The organism is Pseudomonas atagonensis (assembly GCF_011369485.1).
GTDB classification, from domain to species: Bacteria; Pseudomonadota; Gammaproteobacteria; order Pseudomonadales; family Pseudomonadaceae; genus Aquipseudomonas; species Aquipseudomonas atagonensis.
In genome coordinates this window covers 1-18,799 of record NZ_VXCA01000011.1, presented here as the reverse complement: position 1 = coordinate 18,799, position 18,799 = coordinate 1, and the positions used below count along the sequence as shown (strand labels likewise).

13 protein-coding genes are annotated in these 18,799 nt (G+C 59.2%); 10 read left to right on the top strand and 3 right to left on the bottom strand.

What is annotated here, in order from left to right; translation table 11 throughout:
* Nucleotides 1–32: 32 nt before the first annotated feature.
* The 5 genes from flgB (at nucleotide 33) to F2P67_RS07205 (ending at nucleotide 7,753) form a co-directional block, all read left to right on the top strand.
* A complete protein-coding gene (gene flgB, locus F2P67_RS07225) occupies nucleotides 33–440 on the top strand; it encodes a flagellar basal body rod protein FlgB (RefSeq protein ID WP_007917581.1) in 408 nt (135 codons plus the stop codon).
* Nucleotides 441–443: 3 nt separating this feature from the next.
* A complete protein-coding gene (gene flgC / locus F2P67_RS07220) occupies nucleotides 444–887 on the top strand; it encodes a flagellar basal body rod protein FlgC (RefSeq protein ID WP_003227217.1) in 444 nt (147 codons plus the stop codon).
* A gap of 15 nt (nucleotides 888–902) precedes the next feature.
* The gene (gene flgD, locus F2P67_RS07215) at nucleotides 903–1,622 is read left to right on the top strand and encodes a flagellar hook assembly protein FlgD (RefSeq protein ID WP_166218955.1); all 720 of its coding nucleotides are present in this window, start codon (nucleotides 903–905) and stop codon (nucleotides 1,620–1,622) included.
* Nucleotides 1,623–1,652: 30 nt separating this feature from the next.
* A complete protein-coding gene (flgE, locus tag F2P67_RS07210; protein ID WP_166218953.1) occupies nucleotides 1,653–2,966 on the top strand; it encodes a flagellar hook protein FlgE in 1,314 nt (437 codons plus the stop codon).
* A 260-nt stretch (nucleotides 2,967–3,226) separates the two neighbouring features.
* A complete protein-coding gene (locus tag F2P67_RS07205) occupies nucleotides 3,227–7,753 on the top strand; it encodes a beta strand repeat-containing protein (RefSeq protein WP_166218951.1) in 4,527 nt (1,508 codons plus the stop codon).
* Between the two features lie 144 nt (nucleotides 7,754–7,897).
* On the opposite strand, the gene F2P67_RS07200 is transcribed toward F2P67_RS07205, so the two are convergent.
* Nucleotides 7,898–10,792 carry a ribonucleoside-diphosphate reductase subunit alpha gene (locus F2P67_RS07200; protein ID WP_166218949.1) on the bottom strand — a complete coding sequence of 965 codons (2,895 nt, stop codon included), beginning with the start codon at nucleotides 10,790–10,792 and terminating at the stop codon, nucleotides 7,898–7,900.
* 762 nt (nucleotides 10,793–11,554) lie between these two features.
* On the opposite strand from F2P67_RS07200, the gene F2P67_RS07195 reads away from it, so the two are divergent.
* Together F2P67_RS07195 and F2P67_RS07190 are read left to right on the top strand one after the other, a co-directional pair.
* Entirely contained in the window at nucleotides 11,555–12,277 is a 723-nt protein-coding gene (locus F2P67_RS07195; RefSeq protein ID WP_166218947.1) for a response regulator, read from the top strand.
* On the top strand, nucleotides 12,274–13,884 hold the full coding sequence (locus F2P67_RS07190) for an ATP-binding protein (RefSeq protein WP_166218945.1): 1,611 nt from the start codon (nucleotides 12,274–12,276) through the stop codon (nucleotides 13,882–13,884). The genes F2P67_RS07195 and F2P67_RS07190 overlap by 4 nt, the downstream gene beginning before the upstream one ends.
* 132 nt (nucleotides 13,885–14,016) lie before the next feature.
* On the opposite strand, the gene F2P67_RS07185 is transcribed toward F2P67_RS07190, so the two are convergent.
* Both F2P67_RS07185 and F2P67_RS07180 read right to left on the bottom strand, forming a co-directional pair.
* On the bottom strand, nucleotides 14,017–14,742 hold the full coding sequence (locus F2P67_RS07185; RefSeq protein ID WP_166218943.1) for a 4'-phosphopantetheinyl transferase family protein: 726 nt from the start codon (nucleotides 14,740–14,742) through the stop codon (nucleotides 14,017–14,019).
* A gap of 88 nt (nucleotides 14,743–14,830) precedes the next feature.
* A complete protein-coding gene (locus F2P67_RS07180; protein WP_166219240.1) occupies nucleotides 14,831–15,622 on the bottom strand; it encodes a dienelactone hydrolase family protein in 792 nt (263 codons plus the stop codon).
* 142 nt (nucleotides 15,623–15,764) lie between these two features.
* Here F2P67_RS07180 and F2P67_RS07175 point away from each other — a divergent pair, with 142 nt between their 5' ends.
* The 3 genes from F2P67_RS07175 (at nucleotide 15,765) to F2P67_RS07165 (ending at nucleotide 18,540) form a co-directional block, all read left to right on the top strand.
* Nucleotides 15,765–16,370 carry a porin family protein gene (locus F2P67_RS07175; RefSeq protein ID WP_166218941.1) on the top strand — a complete coding sequence of 202 codons (606 nt, stop codon included), beginning with the start codon at nucleotides 15,765–15,767 and terminating at the stop codon, nucleotides 16,368–16,370.
* 149 nt (nucleotides 16,371–16,519) lie between these two features.
* Complete coding sequence (locus F2P67_RS07170) at nucleotides 16,520–17,197, top strand: response regulator transcription factor (RefSeq protein ID WP_008079190.1); 678 nt, start codon at nucleotides 16,520–16,522, stop codon at nucleotides 17,195–17,197.
* Nucleotides 17,194–18,540, top strand: coding sequence for an ATP-binding protein (locus F2P67_RS07165; RefSeq protein WP_166218939.1), 1,347 nt, complete (start codon nucleotides 17,194–17,196; stop codon nucleotides 18,538–18,540). The genes F2P67_RS07170 and F2P67_RS07165 overlap by 4 nt, the downstream gene beginning before the upstream one ends.
* Nucleotides 18,541–18,799: the final 259 nt, after the last annotated feature.

Here is an 18,799-nt window from a genome sequence, read left to right as displayed (position 1 = left end):
TACGAAAAACCGGTCACCCGAAGGTTCCCGACATGAGCATCAGCTTCGATAAAGCGCTCGGCATTCACGAAAAGGCTCTTGGCTTCCGCGCTCAGCGTGCCGAAGTCCTGGCCAACAACATCGCCAACGCCGATACCCCGAACTACAAGGCGCGGGATCTGGACTTCTCCAAAGTGCTCGAAGCACAGACCCAGAAGAACGCCAACGGCACCATCGCGTTGAACATGACCAACAGCCGTCACATCGAGGCCGAAGGTCTGGGCAACGGCGACGAGTCGCTGATGTACCGCACGCCGATGCAGCCTTCGATCGACCAGAACACGGTGGACGCTCAGCTTGAGCAGTCGAACTACGCGGAAAACGCGGTCGGCTTCCAGGCCAGCTTCACCTTGCTCAACAGCAAATTCAAAGGGCTGGTGTCAGCCCTGCGCGGAGAATAATCCATGTCCCTGTCCAGCGTTTTCAACATTGCCGGCAGCGGCATGAGCGCCCAAACCACGCGTCTGAACACCGTGGCTTCGAACATCGCCAACGCCGAAACCGTTTCGTCGAGCATCGACCAGACCTACCGTGCCCGTCACCCGGTGTTCGCCACCATGTTCCAGGGCGGTCAGAACAGCGGCAGCAATTCGTTGTTCCAGAGCCAGGACGCCGCCGGTCAAGGCGTGCAGGTGCTCGGAGTGGTCGAAGACCAGAGCAACCTCGAAGCGCGCTACGAGCCGAACCATCCGGCTGCCGACGCCAAGGGCTACGTCTACTACCCGAACGTCAACGTGGTGGAAGAAATGGCTGACATGATTTCCGCGAGCCGTTCGTTCCAGACCAACGCCGAAATGATGAACACCGCCAAAACCATGATGCAGAAGGTACTGACCCTCGGTCAGTAATAAGGGGCGACTGCCATGAGCGTTTCCGATTCCACCAGCGGCGTAAACATCAAAGACGTACTGGCCAACTCTTCGAAGACCACCGGGACGACAACGGGTGGTCTGGCGGCGGCCACCAACAGCACGACGGGCAAACAGGCCCTGGGCAAAGATGCGTTCCTGCAACTGTTGGTCACCCAGCTGAAAAACCAGAACCCGCTCGATCCACAGGACAACAGCGAGTTCGTTGCGCAACTGGCGCAGTTCAGCAGCCTGGAAGGCATTACCACGCTGAACGACACCGTCAGTGGCATTGCCGGCAACTACAACTCTTCGCAGGCACTGCAGGCGTCGTCGCTGGTGGGCCGTTCGGTCATCGCCCAGACCGACAAGGCTGTGGTCGACACCAGCAAGAGCCTTAACGGCACTGTGGTGGTTCCGTCCTCCGGTGCCGTCTCGGTCACGATCAAAGACGCCGAAGGCAAGGTCGTGCGCACCATCGACATGGGCACCCAGAATGCCGGCAACGCCAGTTTCATCTGGGACGGCAAGGACGCGTCCGGTGCGGTCGCGGCAGCGGGTACTTATTCGTTCACGGCCAGCGCCACGTACGACGGCAAGGCCACTTCGCTGATCACGTATCTGCCGGCCACCGTCAACAGCGTGACCATCAGCCAGACTGGCGGTGAGTTGATGCTGAACCTGGCGGGCCTGGGCAGCGTTGCGCTGTCCAAAGTACAAACCATTGGTATATAGAGCCGACTAACCGGCACAAAGGAGTGGAATATGTCTTTCAATATCGGCCTTAGCGGTCTCTATGCAGCCAACAAGCAACTGGACGTGACCGGCAACAACATCGCCAACGTGGCTACCACCGGTTTCAAATCGTCCCGTGCAGAATTCGAAGACGTGTACTCGGCCACGCGCCTGGGTACCGGCAGCAAGACCGTCGGTAACGGCGTGCGTCTGGCCAACGTTTCCCAGCAGTTCGGCCAGGGTGACGTGAACAACACCGGCAACGTGTTGGACATGGGTATCCAGGGCAACGGTTTCTTCATCCTCAGCGACAACGGTTCCCTGAGCTACACCCGTGCCGGTGCGTTCAAGACTGACGCTGAAAACTATGTGGTCGACAACAACGGCAACCGTCTGCAAGGTTATGGCGTCGATGCCAACGGCAAGATCATGACCGGCGTACTGACCGATCTGAAGATCGACACCTCGGCCCTCAAGCCGAACGCGACGACCAAGATCGACCAGACCATGAACGTCAACTCGCAGGATACGACGCCGACCGTCACCACGTTCAGCCCGACTGATCTGAACAGCTACAACAAGCTGATTTCCACGCCGGTCTACGATACCCAGGGTAACGAGCACCGCATGGATCAGTACTACGTGAAAACGGGTACCAACGCCTGGCGCGTCTACACCTACATGGATGGTCGTACACCATCGGATCCGGCGAACAACACTCTGACGCCGATGACCCACGACATCACCTTCAACTCCGACGGCACCATGGCCACGCTGACCGCAGGTGCTGGCTGGACGAAAACCGGCAACACCCTGACCATGACCGGCTGGATTCCGGGGGCCGTGACCAACGCCACGACCACACCTGTGACCTGGGCCCCGAACGGCTCCAAGGCCAACCCGGCCGGCATCGCACTCAACATGGCGTCGACCACGTCCTATAACGCGGTCACTGCGCGTACTGCGCAGTACCAGGATGGTTACGCGACCGGCCAGATCTCCAGTCTGACCATCGATTCGACTGGCGTCATGACCGCCAACTTCAGCAACCAGCAGACCAAGGCGATTGGTCAGGTTGCTGTGGCCAGCTTCGCTAACGAGCAGGGTCTGCAGCCGATTGGCGGCACTCGCTGGAAGGAAACGTTCGCTTCGGGCGTGGCCGGTGTTGATGCGCCGAAGACCGGTACGTTGGGTTCGATCGTGTCGAACTCGCTGGAAGAGTCGAACGTTAACCTGACCAACGAGCTGGTGGATCTGATCAAGGCGCAGAGCAACTATCAGGCGAACGCCAAGACCATTTCGACGCAGAGCACCATCATGCAGACCATCATTCAGATGACCTGATGTGATGTGAGTTGTACGCAATTGAAAACCGACGCCATGGCGTCGGTTTTTTTTTGCCCCGTGCTTATTCAAAATTTCAATACGCCACCGTTCGTCGGCTTATTGGTTTGAAACTTGCACCCCGGCGGCATAAGGAATTTTCGCGTCAAAACTTCATATGACCCGCTTCATTGAGCCAGAACATCATTCGGCGACAGGGAAATCAGGAAGCTTTCGCACAGCGTTTTACAGTAGTTTCCAACACACACAAGGAAGATGTAATGGCTGTAATTTATGGTTCTGATGGTGCAGATACTTTGATGGGTACTGCAGGAGACGATCAGATACGGGGCCTTGCCGGTGACGACATCATTAATGGTGGCGATGGCAACGATGTACTGATCGGCGGCGCTGGCGCCGATCAATTGATTGGCGGTGCCGGCATCGATACGGCCAGTTATGAAGATGACAACTCGGGCGTGGGTGTCACCGTCAACCTGAAGACCGGTGTCAACACCGGTCTGGCCAAGGGCGATACATACGTCGGAATCGAAGCGTTTCGGGGCACGGTCTACAGCGATAACTTTGTCGGTAACGCCGACGCCAACAACTTTGATGGTGCCGGTGGCTACGACACCCTGAGCTACGCCACGTCCGAGCAAGCGGTGAATATCACCGTGAACGGCACATCCGGCAGCGGTCTGGGCGGAGATGCCCAGGGCGATTTGTTCAGCAACATTGAAGTCATCACCGGCTCTGCCAACGCCGATGTGTTTACCGTGAACTCCGGTAGCGTGACGCTCTACGGCGGCGCCGGTAACGATGTTTACATCCTCAACGGTAAAGATTCGATGAGTATCGGTGAGCTGGCCGGCGGCGGTGACGACGAGATTCGTACCAGCCAGAACAGTATGGGCATGACCAGCGAAATCGAGCGCCTGACGTTTACCGGCACCGGAAACTTCACCGGCCGCGGCAGCACCAACGACAACATCATTACCGGCGGCGCCGGCAACGATCTGCTTATCGGCGGTGCGGGTGCCGATCAGTTGATCGGTGGAGCAGGCATCGACACGGCCAGTTATGAGGATATCGTTTCGGGGGTCGGTGTGACGGTCAATCTCAAGACCGGCGTGCATACCGGTTTTGCCGCTGGCGACACGTTCAGCAGCATTGAGGTGATTCGGGGTTCCAGCTACGCCGACAACTTTGTCAGCGATGCCGGGGCGACCACTTTTGATGGCGGCAATGGCAACGATACGCTGAGTTTTGCCGGTTCGGCCCAGGCAATCAATCTGACGGTTGCGAGCGGTGCCGGCACAGGTGTTGGTGGCGATGCCCAGGGTGATGCCTTCAGCAACATAGAAGCGTTCTACGGCTCGGCCCACGATGACGTGTTCACCGTGACTGCCGGCAGCACAACCTTTTACGGGGGGGCCGGTAACGATGTCTACGTTATCAATGGTTCGGGTACTGCAGGGGTTGTCGAGCTGGCCGGAGGCGGTGATGACGAGATTCGCACCAGCCTGTCCAGTATGACCATGGGGAACGAGGTCGAGCGCCTGACTTATACCGGCACCGGCACCTTCACCGGTCGTGGCAGCGCCGGAGACAACATCATTACCGGTGGGGCGGGCAACGACCTGCTGATCGGAGGAGCGGGTGCCGACCAGTTGATCGGCGGCGCCGGTATCGACACGGCCAGTTATGAGGACAGCACTGCTGCCGGCGTCACCGTCAATCTGAAAACCGGGGTCAACACGGGCTTCGCGGCGGGTGATACCTTCTCGGGAATCGAGATCATTCTGGGTAGTAAAAACAGCGACACGTTTGTCAGCGGTGTGGAAGCCAACATCTTCGATGGCGGTGCCTTGGGGGGTGTCGACACCGTTGATTATTCAACGTCGGCACAAGCCGTCAACATCACCCTCACCTCGCTCGGCGCGGGCAGCGGAAAGGGTGGCGATGCCCAGGGCGATACCTTCACCAATATCGAGAAAGTTGTCGGGTCGGCACTGGGCGATGTGTTCACCACCGGTGATGCAACCTTCACGTTGGAGGGTGGAGCGGGTAACGATCTGTACGTTATCAACGGCCCTGCCTATCAAACGATTGTCGAAGTGGCGGGGGGAGGCGACGATGAAGTTCGCACCTCGCTGGCCAACATGACGCTGAGTGCCGAAGTCGAGCGCCTGACCTACACCGGTACTACAAATTTCACCGGTACCGGAAATGCCGGCAACAACATTATTACCGGCGGCATCGGTAACGATCTGTTGATGGGAGGGGCCGGTGCGGACAAGTTCATCGGTGGCGCTGGCAGCGATATCGTCAGTTATGACGACTCCTCGGTCGGCGTGACGATCAACCTTAAAACCGGCGTTCACAGCGGCATTGCCGCAGGCGATACGTTTGACGGTATCGAGGTGATCCGCGGCTCTAAATACAGCGACACGTTTGTGGCCGGCGCTGCTGCCGACAAGTTTGAAGGCGGCAGTCTCACGGCCGATAACATCGACGTTGTGGATTATTCGCAGTCTGCTGCCGGGATCAATCTGACGCTGTCATCCAGTGCCGGCACCGGCACCGGTGGCGATGCCGAAGGGGATTCGTTTTCCGGCATCGAGAAGATCGTCGGTTCGGCCTACGACGATGTGTTCAACTCAACCACGACAGGCTCTTTCACCTTGCAGGGTGGTGCGGGTAATGACGTCTACATCATCAATGGCAATGCATCGGCGGTCATCGTTGAAGCGGTCGGTGGTGGTGACGACGAAGTGCGAACCAGCCAGAGTGGCATGGGGCTGGCCGACAACGTGGAGCGCTTGACCTATACCGGTACGGGTAACTTCAACGGTCGCGGCAACGCGCTGGACAACATCATCACCAGCGGTGCGGGCAACGATTACCTGTCGGGCGGCGGTGGCGCCGACACATTTATCGGGGGAGCAGGCACCGATACCGTCGGTTATGACGAAAGTAACGCGGCGATCACCTTCAACTTCAAAACCGGTGTGCATACCGGCATCGCTGCGGGCGACACCTTCGTCGATATCGAGGTGATTCGCGGCACGCAATATGCCGATACGTTCATCGCCGGCGCGGGTGCGGAAAAATTTGACGGTGGTGCAGGCACCACCATCGACGTGCTGGATTATTCGCAATCCGGCCAGGGCGTGAATCTGACACTGGGCGCGTCCGGTGCGGGATCGGGTGTTGGTGTTGGCGGCGATGCCGAGGGCGACAGCTTTGTAAGTATCGAAAAAATCATTGGCTCGGCTTTCAACGATGTCTTTACCGCCACAACCAACTCGACCGGTTTTACCGTGCAGGGCGGCAGCGGCGATGATGTGTACATTCTCAATAATGCGACTTACGGCGCTATCGTCGAATTGGCCGAGGGCGGCAATGATGAAGTGCGCACCAGTCAGTCGTACTACTTCCTGAATGCCGGCATCGAGCGGTTGACCTACATCGGCGCCACCCCGTTTGTGGGTAAGGGCAATGCGCTGGATAACGTCATCACAGGCGGTTCGGGTGGCGACATTCTGTCCGGTGGTGATGGCGCCGACACCTTTATCGGTGGCGATGGCATCGATACCGTCAGCTACGATGATGCCGGAGTGGGTGGGGTAGTGATCAACCTCAAGACCGGACAGCACACCTCGATTGCCAGGGGCGATACCTTCCAGAGCATCGAGAAGTTCGTCGGGTCGAGATCGGATGACACTTTCATCGGCAACGATCAGGCCAACAATTTTGATGGCGGCAACGGCCTCGATACCGTCAGTTTCGCGTTTGAAAGCTCAGCCATCACGCTGGATCTCACCAAGCCGCTGACGGGCACTGCGGCCGGCGACACCTACACCAACATCGAAAACTGGGAAGGCACTGCATTCAACGATACGTTGATCGGCGGAGCAGGTACCGAGACGTTTATCGGTGGCAAAGGGGCCGACTACATCGATGGCGGTGCCGGCACTTCCGATGCAGCCTGGTACACGGGCAGTTCAGCGGCCGTACAGGTCGACCTGCTGGCCAACACCGCGAACGGCGGCGACGCAACCGGTGATGTTCTGGTCAATATCGAAGGGCTGCATGGCTCGGCGTTCAACGACACGCTGACCGGCAACGCCACCTGGAACCAGATCTATGGTGGTGAAGGCAACGATCTGGTTTATGGCGGCGATGGTGACGACGCGATTTATGGCGGCAAGTACGAGCCCTACGCCATCAATGGTCCTGATCGCAGCGGTGCTGCCGAGGCCGACCAGTTGTTTGGTGGTAACGGCAATGACAGCATGATCAGCGCCAACAACGATATCGGCAGTGTTCTGCACGGGGATGCCGGTAACGACTACATCAAGGTTTATGCGGGTACTGCCTACGGTGACGACGGCAATGATTCGCTGGATGGCATGGGCCCTGAATATCAGCTGTTTGGTGGCGCCGGTGCTGACACCTTGTACATGGAGGGCGGTGGTTATGCCTATGGCGGCGAGGGCGGTGATACGTACAGGGTTAATGCCTCGACCACGGTCTTGATCAAGGATGATGGTCTTTATGGCAACGACAAAGTCGAGCTGATGAATATCAAGTCGCATGCGGATGTGCTCATCAAGACAGATGGCACCAATGCCTACATCTTCAATGCTGTGGAGTGGAATGCCGGCAAGCAGAATAACGCGGTCATCCTCGCTGACTGGTATAAAGGCTCCAACACCATCGATACCTTCGTGACCAGCAATGGCGACACCTTCACCATTCCGGTGGTAGGGCAGGCAATGGCTGAGTCGTTCATGGTCTGACGACGCAGCGTAGAAACAACAAACGGCGAAACCTGCGATACAGGTTTCGCCTTTTTTTTTCAGACAAACGAAAACCCCCGACAAACCAGAGGTCTGTCGGGGGTTTCTTGATCAAGCGTCTTGCGACGCTTGAGTCAGCTCAGCTTATTGGCAAGCTTCGCAATCCGGCTCGTCGATCGCACAAGCCTTTGGCACTGGCGCCGGGCCGGCAGGGGCTGCCAGAACCGAATCGTCGCCGTGGTTGCCGCCGCTGGAAACAGCGTTCAGCTTGCCGGTGTTGATGGTCGACTTCTCGGTGCTGGTCGCGGCCAGGGCACGGAGGTAGTAAGTGGTTTTCAGACCACGGTACCAGGCCATGCGGTAGGTCACGTCCAGCTTCTTGCCCGATGCGCCAGCGATGTACAGGTTCAGCGACTGGGCCTGGTCGATCCACTTCTGACGACGGCTGGCGGCGTCAACGATCCACTTGGTGTCCACTTCGAACGCGGTCGCGTAGAGCTCTTTGAGTTCTTGCGGGATGCGCTCGATCTGCTGAACCGAACCGTCGTAGTACTTCAGGTCGTTGATCATGACCGAGTCCCACAGACCGCGAGCCTTGAGGTCGCGAACCAGGTACGGGTTGATCACGGTGAATTCGCCCGACAGGTTCGATTTCACATACAGGTTCTGGTAGGTCGGTTCGATCGACTGCGATACGCCGGTGATGTTGGCGATGGTCGCGGTCGGTGCGATGGCCATGATGTTCGAGTTACGGATGCCTTTCTGAACACGGGCGCGAACCGGTGCCCAGTCCAGGGACTCGGTCAGGTCGACGTCGATGTACTTCTGGCCGCGCGCTTCGATCAGGATCTGTTGCGAATCCAGTGGCAGGATGCCTTTGGACCACAGCGAACCCTGGAACGTCTCGTACGAGCCGCGCTCGTCAGCCAGGTCGCAGGAAGCCTGGATCGCGTAGTAGCTGACCGCTTCCATCGACTTGTCGGCGAACTCGACGGCAGCGTCGGAACCGTAAGGGATGTGCTGCAGGTACAGCGCGTCCTGGAAGCCCATGATGCCCAGACCGACCGGACGGTGCTTGAAGTTGGAGTTCTTCGCTTGCGGCACCGAGTAGTAGTTGATGTCGATCACGTTGTCGAGCATGCGCACGGCCGTGTTCACGGTGCGTTGCAGCTTGGCGGTGTCCAGCTTGCCGTCGACGATGTGGTTCGGCAGGTTGATCGAGCCCAGGTTGCAAACGGCGATCTCGTCCTTGTTGGTGTTCAAGGTGATCTCGGTGCACAGGTTCGAGCTGTGAACCACGCCGACGTGCTGCTGCGGGCTGCGCAGGTTGCACGGGTCTTTGAAGGTCAGCCATGGGTGGCCGGTTTCAAACAGCATGGACAGCATTTTGCGCCACAGGTCTTTGGCCTGGATGGTCTTGAACAGCTTGACCTTGCCCGGGTACTCGGTCAGGGCTTCGTAGTACTCGTAACGCTCTTCGAAAGCCTTGCCGGTCAGGTCGTGCAGGTCCGGCACTTCGGACGGCGAGAACAGGGTCCACTTGCCGTCATCGAAGACACGCTTCATGAACAGGTCAGGGATCCAGTTGGCGGTGTTCATGTCGTGGGTACGACGACGATCATCACCGGTGTTCTTGCGCAGCTCGATGAACTCTTCGATGTCCATGTGCCAGGTTTCCAGGTAGGCACATACAGCGCCTTTGCGCTTGCCACCCTGGTTAACGGCGACGGCGGTGTCGTTCACGACTTTCAGGAACGGAACCACGCCTTGCGACTTGCCGTTGGTGCCCTTGATGTACGAACCCAGTGCACGAACCGGCGTCCAGTCGTTGCCCAGGCCACCAGCGAATTTCGACAGCATGGCGTTGTCGTGGATCGCGTGATAGATGCCCGACAGGTCATCCGGCACGGTGGTCAGGTAGCAGCTCGACAGCTGTGGACGCAGGGTACCGGCGTTGAACAGGGTCGGGGTCGAGGACATGTAGTCGAAGGACGACAGCAGGTTGTAGAACTCGATCGCACGGTCTTCTTTCTGCTTCTCTTCGATCGCCAGGCCCATGGCCACGCGCATGAAGAAGATCTGCGGCAGCTCGAAACGCACGCCATCCTTGTGGATGAAGTAACGGTCGTACAGGGTTTGCAGGCCCAGGTAGGTGAATTGCTGGTCGCGCTCGTGGTTGATCGCCTTGCCCAGTTTTTCCAGGTCAAAGTCGGCCAGCACAGGGTTCAGCAGTTCGAACTCGATACCTTTGGCGATGTAGGCCGGCAGCGCCTTGGCGTACAGGTCGGCCATTTCGTGGTGAGTGGCGCTTTCGGCCACCTGGAGGAAACCCAGGCCTTCGGCGCGCAGGGTGTCCATCAGCAGGCGGGCGGTGACGAACGAGTAGTTCGGCTCGCGCTCAACCAAAGTACGGGCAGTCATCACCAGCGCAGTGTTGACGTCGGTCAGGGCCACGCCGTCGTACAGGTTTTTCAGGGTTTCGCGCTGGATCAGGTCGCCGTCGACTTCTTCCAGACCTTCGCAGGCCTCGGTGACGATGGTGTTCAGGCGGCCCATGTCGAGCGGTGCCAGGCTACCGTCGGCGCGGGTGATACGGATCGACGGGTGAGCGTTGACGGCTTCTTCAGCCGGGGCGTGGGCAGCGCGTTCTTTCGAACGACCGTCACGGTAGATCACGTAGTCGCGAGCGACTTTCTGCTCGCCGGCACGCATCAGGGCCAGTTCGACCTGGTCCTGGATTTCTTCGATGTGGATGGTGCCGCCCGATGGCATGCGACGCTTGAAGGTCGCGGTGACTTGTTCGGTCAGGCGGGCAACGGTGTCGTGGATTCGCGACGAAGCGGCAGCGGTGCCGCCCTCAACTGCGAGAAACGCTTTGGTGATAGCGACGGTGATCTTGTCATCGGTGTAAGGAACGACAGTGCCATTACGCTTGATCACACGCAGTTGACCAGGCGCGGTGGCTGCCAGATCCGAAGTCGAATCGGCGGCCTGCGGCAAGGTGCCCTGCGGGTTCTCGCGAGTTGTGTCGGTTTGCATGGGTGTCTCCACGTTCTCTATGTTTGTTTGGGCACCATCACGGTGCCCACCGTTCCGTCCTGAAGCACTACAACCGGCATGTGCCGGGCATAACGACTTCGGGACAGTTCAGGAAGGGGCCTTGTGGGCGCCGCTTCCATGCCGAAGTCTTCGGTTCGCGCGATACGCGTCAAACCGCATTCCTTTCGGGGAGCAGTTTCAGACTGCAACACCCGTACCGTTATCGTCGTGGTCGACTGAAAAACGGTAGCCATCCGCAGGCGCGGTTTGGGCTTGTGAAAATACGTTTGGTTCAACCCGACAATGGCAATAAAAAGCCTTGAATTCACTGTCCGGTTTGTGTTTGGTTTTTTGTCTTAACCCCTACATGTAGGGTTTTTTTTAGCGCGGGGTACAAGATAATGCGTTTTGGGGGGCTATTGCAATGTATAGCCTGTGGATAAGCCTGTGCGTAAATTGTGTGCGAAACGGCGAATTCGCGTGTAGGCCGCGAACCTGCTGAGCTAGACCGTTTGTCACTGTTTTTTCACCTGGAAAAACGCTTCAGCGGATTTTTAAGGGCGCGAACCCTATCACAAAAAACCGCCTTGTCCGAACGCATTTACCGACTTGTGTTCTGGCTGTACGCCGTTTATACAATCGGCCCGTGCACAAGCATTCTTATCCTCCCGAAAGATGACAAAAAGACCGGAGGATTGAAGAAATGTCGGGGCAGGCCAATGCCTTCCTTATATCAATAAAAACAGCAAGCAGAGGTCACCGGTGGAGCAACAAGCCTTTCAGGTTTTGATCGTCGAGGATGATCTGCGTCTGGCCGAACTCACGCGCGACTACCTGCAAGCCAATGGATTGCGCGTGGACATCGAAGGCAACGGCGCGCTGGCGGCGGCGCGAATCATCAAGGAGCAACCGGATCTGGTGATCCTCGACCTGATGTTGCCCGGCGAGGATGGCCTGAGCATCTGCAGTAAGGTGCGCAGTCAATTCGACGGGCCGATCCTGATGCTTACCGCGCGCACCGACGACGCCGACCAGATTCAAGGCCTTGATCTGGGCGCCGACGATTACGTGTGCAAACCGGTGCGTCCGCGCTTGTTGCTGGCGCGGATTCAGGCCTTGCTGCGGCGCAGTGACAGCGCCGAGCCAGTCGCTGAAAAAAACCGTCGCTTGCAGTTCGGCCCGCTGGTGGTGGACAGCGCCCTGCGCGAAGCCTGGCTCAGCGATAGCGGCATCGAACTGACCAGCGCCGAATTTGATCTGCTTTGGCTGTTGGTCGCCAATGCCGGGCGGATCCTGTCCCGGGAAGAAATCTTCACCGCGCTGCGCGGCATCGGCTACGACGGTCAGGATCGCTCGATCGATGTGCGCATCTCGCGCATCCGCCCGAAAATCGGCGACGACCCTGATCACCCGCGCCTGATCAAGACCATCCGTAGCAAAGGCTACCTGTTCGTCCCTGAAGCCTGCGCAGACTTGTCGCTGTGAATTCGATCTTCCTGCGCATTTATGGCGGCATGTGCGCAGCGATCATTCTGGTGGCGGTGCTCGGCGTGCTCGCGCTGAACCTGCTCAATCAGGTGCGCAGCGAGCAGTACCGCGAGCGCCTGGCCCATGGCACGTTCTCGCTGATGGCCGACAACCTGCAGCCGATGAACCAGACCGAGCGTCACCGCGCGTTGCTGGTCTGGGAGCGTCTGCTCGGGATTCCGCTGGCGCTGAAGACGTTTACCGAGACCGGTCTCGACCTGTCCCAGCGCACGCGCGTGCAGCGCGGGCAGGCACTGGTCGAGCAGACCGGGCCGCACGCGGCGAAGGTCTATCGACTGGTCAGCGATAAAGAACAGCTGGTATTGACCGGCGAAGTGCAACAGATCAGCGAGCAACTGGCCCGCGCGACTATTTATCTGTTGGCCGATGAACTGGTGCGCGTACCGGTCGGCGAGCAGCCAAAACGTCTGGCGCAGATAAAGCAGGAAAAAGGCTTTGGTTTCGATTTGCGGCTGGTCACGGTCAACGATGCCGACATGGACGAAGACCAGAGTCGGCGTGTGTCCGAGGGCGACACGGTGATGGCGCTGGGCAAGGGCGGCGATTCGATCCGCGTGTTCGCCGGCATGGTCGGCACACCGTGGGTACTGGAAATCGGCCCGCTGTATCAGATGAATCCGTACCCGCCGGAGTGGCTGGTGTTGATCGCCGCGCTCGGCCTCAGCCTGATTGGCCTGATCGTTTATTTGCTGGTGCGCCAACTCGAACGGCGTTTGCGTGGCCTCGAAGCGGCAGCCACGCGCATCGCCAAGGGCAGTCTGGAAACCCGCGTGCCGGCACGCGGCGCGGACTCGGTCGGGCGACTGGCGGCGGCGTTCAATGGCATGGCTGAGCACCTGCAACAGTTGCTGGCGATCCAGCGCGAACTGGTGCGTGCGGTCTCTCACGAATTGCGCACGCCGGTGGCGCGTTTGCGTTTTGGTCTGGAAATGATCGGCTCGGCGACCACCCCGCAAGCGCTGGAAAAGTACCGCGAAGGCATGGATCACGACATTGAAGACCTCGATAAGCTGGTCGACGAAATGCTCACCTATGCGCGGCTGGAGCAGGGCTCACCGGCGCTGACGTTCCAGCGCATCGACCTCGATGCCTTGGTCAATCAGGTCATCGCCGAACTGGCGCCGTTGCGCGCCGAGGTTACGGTGCAACGCGGCTTGTGCCTGTCGGCGGCGGACAACGACGACGCGTGGGTCGAGGCCGAGCCGCGCTACCTGCACCGGGCGCTGCAGAATCTGGTGAGCAACGCCATGCGTCACGCGGCGTCGAAGGTCACGGTGAGTTATCAGGTCGGGCAAATGCGTTGCCGGGTGGACGTCGAGGATGACGGGCCGGGGGTGCCGGAAGGGGCGTGGGAGCGGATCTTCACGCCGTTCCTGCGACTGGACGACAGTCGCACCCGGGCATCCGGCGGGCATGGTTTGGGCTTGTCGATTGTGCGGCGAATCATTCACTGGCATGACGGCCGGGCGTTGATTGGCAAGAGCAAGAGTCTGGGCGGCGCTTGCTTCAGCCTGAGCTGGCCGAGGAATCAGGAACGACGCTGAAATCTGTGCCGGCGGGGATACCGTCTTCGGGAGCAAGCCCCCTCCCACAATGAACGTGCACATCTGTTAAATATGTACAAGTTGTGAGAGGGGGCTTGCTCCTGAAGAGGCCTGGCCTGTTACCGAAAATTCTCAGGCCTTGATGCTGACCAGACTCAACAGCTGACCATCCTGCACGCCGAACTGCGCCTGCAGCTCAGTTCCGTTGCGCCACTCGCTGGAAAGGTCAGTCAGCAATCGCAACCGCACTTCACCCGCCTCCGTCCACTCCAGCACCTCGGCGTGCTCGAAGTAAAAGCGCTTCTGCACAATCGGGTACAGCGCCTTGAACAAACTCTCTTTCACTGAAAACGTCAGCGTCACCAGCAATGCCAACTGATCCCGTGAGCCGGCGGCCATGCGTTGCAGTTCCGGCGGTGTCAGGATTTCTCCGGCCAGACGTTCGGCACGCTCGGCGTTGAGCAGGTTTTCCAGATCCATGCCCAGGCCGCGCCAGTGCTGTTTGTTGGCAACAATCGCTGCGGCCCGGCCGGTGCTGTGGGTGATCGAGCCGCAGATGTGCGCTGGCCACACCGGTGCGCGGTCTTCGCCAATCGCGGGCACTACGTTCGAGCCTTCCAGTTGCTGCAACGCCGCCCGCGCGCAGATCCGCCCGGCGAGAAACTCGGCCTGCCGCTTGGCCACCGAGCGCTGAATGCTCGGCGGCGGCTCGATGACGCTGCGCCGGAAGTCATCGCCAAGCAATTGCGACGGATCGAAATGAGTGCTGAGCAATACGGCGTCGGGCAACACCGTCGGCAACGGCCAGTGGGCGTCGAGCGGCGTGCAGCAGACGGGAAGGGCGGGGGCTGGATTCATGGCGGGCATTTTGCCGGGTTGTCTTCAGGCTGAATAGTGTCGACATGATCGTTCCCACGCAGAGCGTGGGAACGATCAGATAGGGGGGTTAGCTGAAGATCTTCTGGAAGAACGCTTTCATGTCTGCCCAGGATTTTTCATCTGCGGCCTTGTTGTAGCCGATATCCGGGCCACCGTGATCGCCATGGCTCAGGCGATCTGCGTCGGGATTGCTGAAACCGTGCTTGGCACCGTCGAGGCTGACGAATTGATAGTCAGCGCCGGCCTTGTCCATTTCGGCCTTGAATGCAGCGACGTTGTCCGGGGTGACCATGCTGTCCAGGGCGCCGTGCTCGACGAGGACTTTCGCCTTCACGCTACCCGGTGTAGCCGGAGTTTTGGTCGCCAGTGCACCGTGGAAACTAACCACGCCGGCCAGCGGCTCACCCTGACGCGCCGCATTCAGCACCACGCCACCGCCGAAGCAGTAACCAATGGCGGCGATTTTATCCTTGTCGGTCTGCGGTTGTTGCTTCAACAAATTCAGCCCGGCTTCGAAACGTTTGCCGGACGCCGCCGCATCCTGGGTCGCCGCGCTCATGAATGCCATCGCATCTTTCGGGTGCTCTGTGTTCTTGCCTTCGCCGTACATATCAATCGCCAGTGCGCTGTAACCGAGTTCGGCGAGATCGCGGGCACGGCGCTTGGCGTAATCGTTCAGGCCCCACCATTCGTGCACGACAACGATGCCCGGACGCTTGCCTTTGATTGCGTCGTCGTAAGCGTAATAACCGATCAGCTTCGTGCCATCGGCGCTCTGGTAGGGGATTTCTTCGGTCTTGATCGCTGCCTGAGTCAGGCTGCTGACCATCAGCAAAGTAAGGGCAATGAGTAAGCGCATCATCGGGTGTCCTTTTCGAAAGTGATCAAAACAGCCTAGTCGATCTGGTTCAGCGCAGGTTCAGAGAGTGTTCAGGGGCGGTACAGGGGAGGGTCAGTAACCTTGCGCCATACCCAAACAGCACTGTGAAAGAGGAAATTCCATGACTCGTTTTAATAAACTGCTGCTGGCATTGACCGTAATGAGCGCCAGTGTCGCGGCCCAGGCCGACACCCCTTCAAACTTCGCCGGCCTGACCTTCGGCCAGACCAGTGACAAGATCGACAAGTCCCGTGCGCTGAACAACAACCTTGATCACCCGAACGCCACTGGCGCGATCGACGGCAACAACACGTATGGCGTGCGCCTCGGTCAGCAGAACTCGCAGGGCCGCTACTACGCGACTTACGACAACGTGTCGGGTTCGCACAATGGCATTAAACTGCGTCAGGAAAACCTGCTGGGCAGCTACGATCTGTTCTATCCGGTGGGCGGCAGCACCAAGCTGTTCGGTGGCGCCACGGCCGGTCTGACCAAACTGACTCAGGATTCGCCGGGTTACAGCCGTGACAGCGACATCGGTTACGCGGTGGGCGGGCAGTTCGGTGTGTTGCAGCAAGTCTCGCAAAACACCTCGGTTGAACTCGGTTACCGTTACCTGATGAGCAACGCCAGCACCGAGATGAAAGAGAGCGGTGGCAGCAAGCAAGGTTCACTGGACTTGAACAGCAGCGCCCAGACTTACCTGTCGGCCAACTACGCTTTCTAAGGAGCGACAGCGAAATCAATGTGGGAGCGGGTTTGCTCGCGAAGGCGCCGGATCAGTCGACATCTGCATTGACTGATCCACCGCTTTCGCGAGCAAGCCCGCTCCCACAGGTGTGCTACTGGAGATTCTGATTTACCCGGGAGAGTGATATGAAACTGTTGGTCGTCGAAGATGAAGCGCTGTTGCGCCATCACCTGCAAACCCGTCTGACGGAAAGCGGTCACGTTGTCGAGTCCGTGGCCAATGCCGAGGAGGCGTTGTACCAGACCGGACAGTTCAACTTTGACCTGGCGGTGATCGATCTCGGTCTGCCGGGCATGGGTGGCCTCGACCTGATCCGGCAGTTGCGTTCGGGAGGCAAGACCTTCCCGATCCTGATCCTCACCGCGCGTGGCAACTGGCAGGACAAGGTTGAAGGCCTTGCCGCCGGTGCCGACGATTACGTGGTCAAACCGTTTCAGTTCGAAGAACTCGATGCGCGGTTGAATGCCTTGCTGCGCCGCTCCAGCGGTTTCACCCAGTCGACCATTGTTGCCGGCCCGTTGCTGCTTGACCTCAATCGCAAGCAGGCAACCCTTGATGAACAACCGCTGGCGCTGACCGCCTACGAGTACCGCATCCTCGAATACCTCATGCGCCACCACCAGCAAGTGGTGCCCAAGGATCGGCTGATGGAGCAGCTCTATCCGGACGACGACGAGCGTGATCCGAACGTGATCGAAGTGCTGGTCGGTCGCTTGCGCCGCAAGCTCGAAGGCCCGGCCGGGTTCAAGCCGATCGACACCGTGCGTGGCCTCGGCTACCTGTTCAATGAGCGCTGCACTTGATTCGTTCCCTTCGCGTTCGCTTGATGCTCGCCGCCACCACGTTGGCGGTGTTGTTCATGCTCGCCTTGCTCCCGGCGATGCAAGGCGCGTTCAGTCTGGCCTTGCAGGACTCGATCGAGCAGCGCCTGGCCTCGGACGTCACCACGCTGATCTCCGCCGCACGCATTGAAAACGGCAAGCTGGTCATGCCGACGCAACTGCCCGACGAGCGATTCAACCTCGCCGACTTCCGTCTGCTCGGTTACATCTACGACCGCGAAGGGCATCTGGTCTGGCGTTCGAAAGCGACGCAGGAAGAGCAGATCAACTACAAACCGCGTTACGACGGGCTGGGCAACGAGTTCGCGCGGATTCGCGAGGCCAACGGTCAGGAGTTCTTCGTCTATGACGTCGAGGTCAAACTGCTCGGCGGTAAAAGTGCGGCGTTCAGCATCGTCGCCCTGCAACCGGTGCGCGAGTACGAAACCACCCTCGAAGGCCTGCGCGAAAATCTCTATCTGGGCTTCGGCGCCGCGTTACTCGTATTGCTCGCGCTGTTGTGGATCGGTCTGACCTGGGGCTTGAAAGCCTTGCGCCGGCTCAGTCAGGAACTCGATGAAATCGAGGGGGGCACCCGTGAAAGCCTCACCGAACAACACCCGCGTGAACTGCTGCGGCTGACCGGCTCGCTCAACCGTTTGCTGCTCAGCGAGCGTCAGCAGCGTAGCCGCTACCGCGATTCTCTCGATGACCTGGCGCACAGTTTGAAAACGCCGCTGGCGGTGTTGCAAGGGGTGAGTGAGGACATGGCGCAACGACCGGAAGACCGCGATCAGGCGTGGGTGTTGCAAAGTCAGATCGAGCGCATGAGCCAGCAGATCAGCTATCAACTGCAGCGGGCCAGTCTGCGTAAAAGCGGACTGGTGCGGCATCAGGTGCGCTTGCAGCCGGTGCTCAAGAGTCTGTGCGATACGCTGGACAAGGTTTATCGCGACAAGCATGTGCGGGTGGCGTTTGATCTGCCGGAGCATTGTTATGTGCCGATCGAGCAGGGCGCCTTGTTGGAGATGATGGGGAATTTGCTCGAGAACGCTTATCGGCTGTGTCTGGGCGAGGTGCGTATCAGCGTGCGCGAGAGTCTGGCCGGGATTGAGTTGTGTGTTGAGGATGATGGGCCGGGAGTGCCAGCGGATCAGCGGGCGCGGATTCTTGAGCGCGGCGAGCGGCTGGATCGGCAGCATCCGGGGCAGGGGATCGGGTTGGCGGTGGTCAAGGATATTATCGAGAGTTACAACGCGAAGTTGATGCTGGGGGATTCGCCGATGGGCGGGGCGGCGTTCCGGATTCATTTTTCTGCGGTTTGAGTTGGGTTTTGGGTGTATATCCGTTTTTTTGGTGATGGCGGCTTAGGGTTTCGCCCTTACGGCGAGTCACCTTTTCCAAACGCCGAAAAGGTAACCCAAAAGGCTTTACCCTGACGTACGGCCCTCGCTAAGGCTCGGGTTCCTTCGCTCCGGGATCGATCCGGGCGCATCGCCTACGGTTTGCTTCGCTGCACCTCCTCTCGATGCATGCGGCTGCGCCGCACGGTCGCTGCGCTCCCACCCCCGGATCAATCCCTCC

Excerpts from the sequence above, each read along its gene's own strand:
- flgB (WP_007917581.1), top strand. The coding sequence starts at position 33 with ATGAGCATCAGCTTCGATAAAGCGCTCGGCATTCACGAAAAGGCTCTT.
- flgC (WP_003227217.1), top strand. The coding sequence starts at position 444 with ATGTCCCTGTCCAGCGTTTTCAACATTGCCGGCAGCGGCATGAGCGCC.
- flgD (WP_166218955.1), top strand. The coding sequence starts at position 903 with ATGAGCGTTTCCGATTCCACCAGCGGCGTAAACATCAAAGACGTACTG.
- flgE (WP_166218953.1), top strand. The coding sequence starts at position 1,653 with ATGTCTTTCAATATCGGCCTTAGCGGTCTCTATGCAGCCAACAAGCAA.
- F2P67_RS07205 (WP_166218951.1), top strand. The coding sequence starts at position 3,227 with ATGGCTGTAATTTATGGTTCTGATGGTGCAGATACTTTGATGGGTACT.
- F2P67_RS07200 (WP_166218949.1), bottom strand. The coding sequence starts at position 10,792 with ATGCAAACCGACACAACTCGCGAGAACCCGCAGGGCACCTTGCCGCAG.
- F2P67_RS07185 (WP_166218943.1), bottom strand. The coding sequence starts at position 14,742 with ATGAATCCAGCCCCCGCCCTTCCCGTCTGCTGCACGCCGCTCGACGCC.
- F2P67_RS07180 (WP_166219240.1), bottom strand. The coding sequence starts at position 15,622 with ATGCGCTTACTCATTGCCCTTACTTTGCTGATGGTCAGCAGCCTGACT.
- F2P67_RS07175 (WP_166218941.1), top strand. The coding sequence starts at position 15,765 with ATGACTCGTTTTAATAAACTGCTGCTGGCATTGACCGTAATGAGCGCC.
- F2P67_RS07170 (WP_008079190.1), top strand. The coding sequence starts at position 16,520 with ATGAAACTGTTGGTCGTCGAAGATGAAGCGCTGTTGCGCCATCACCTG.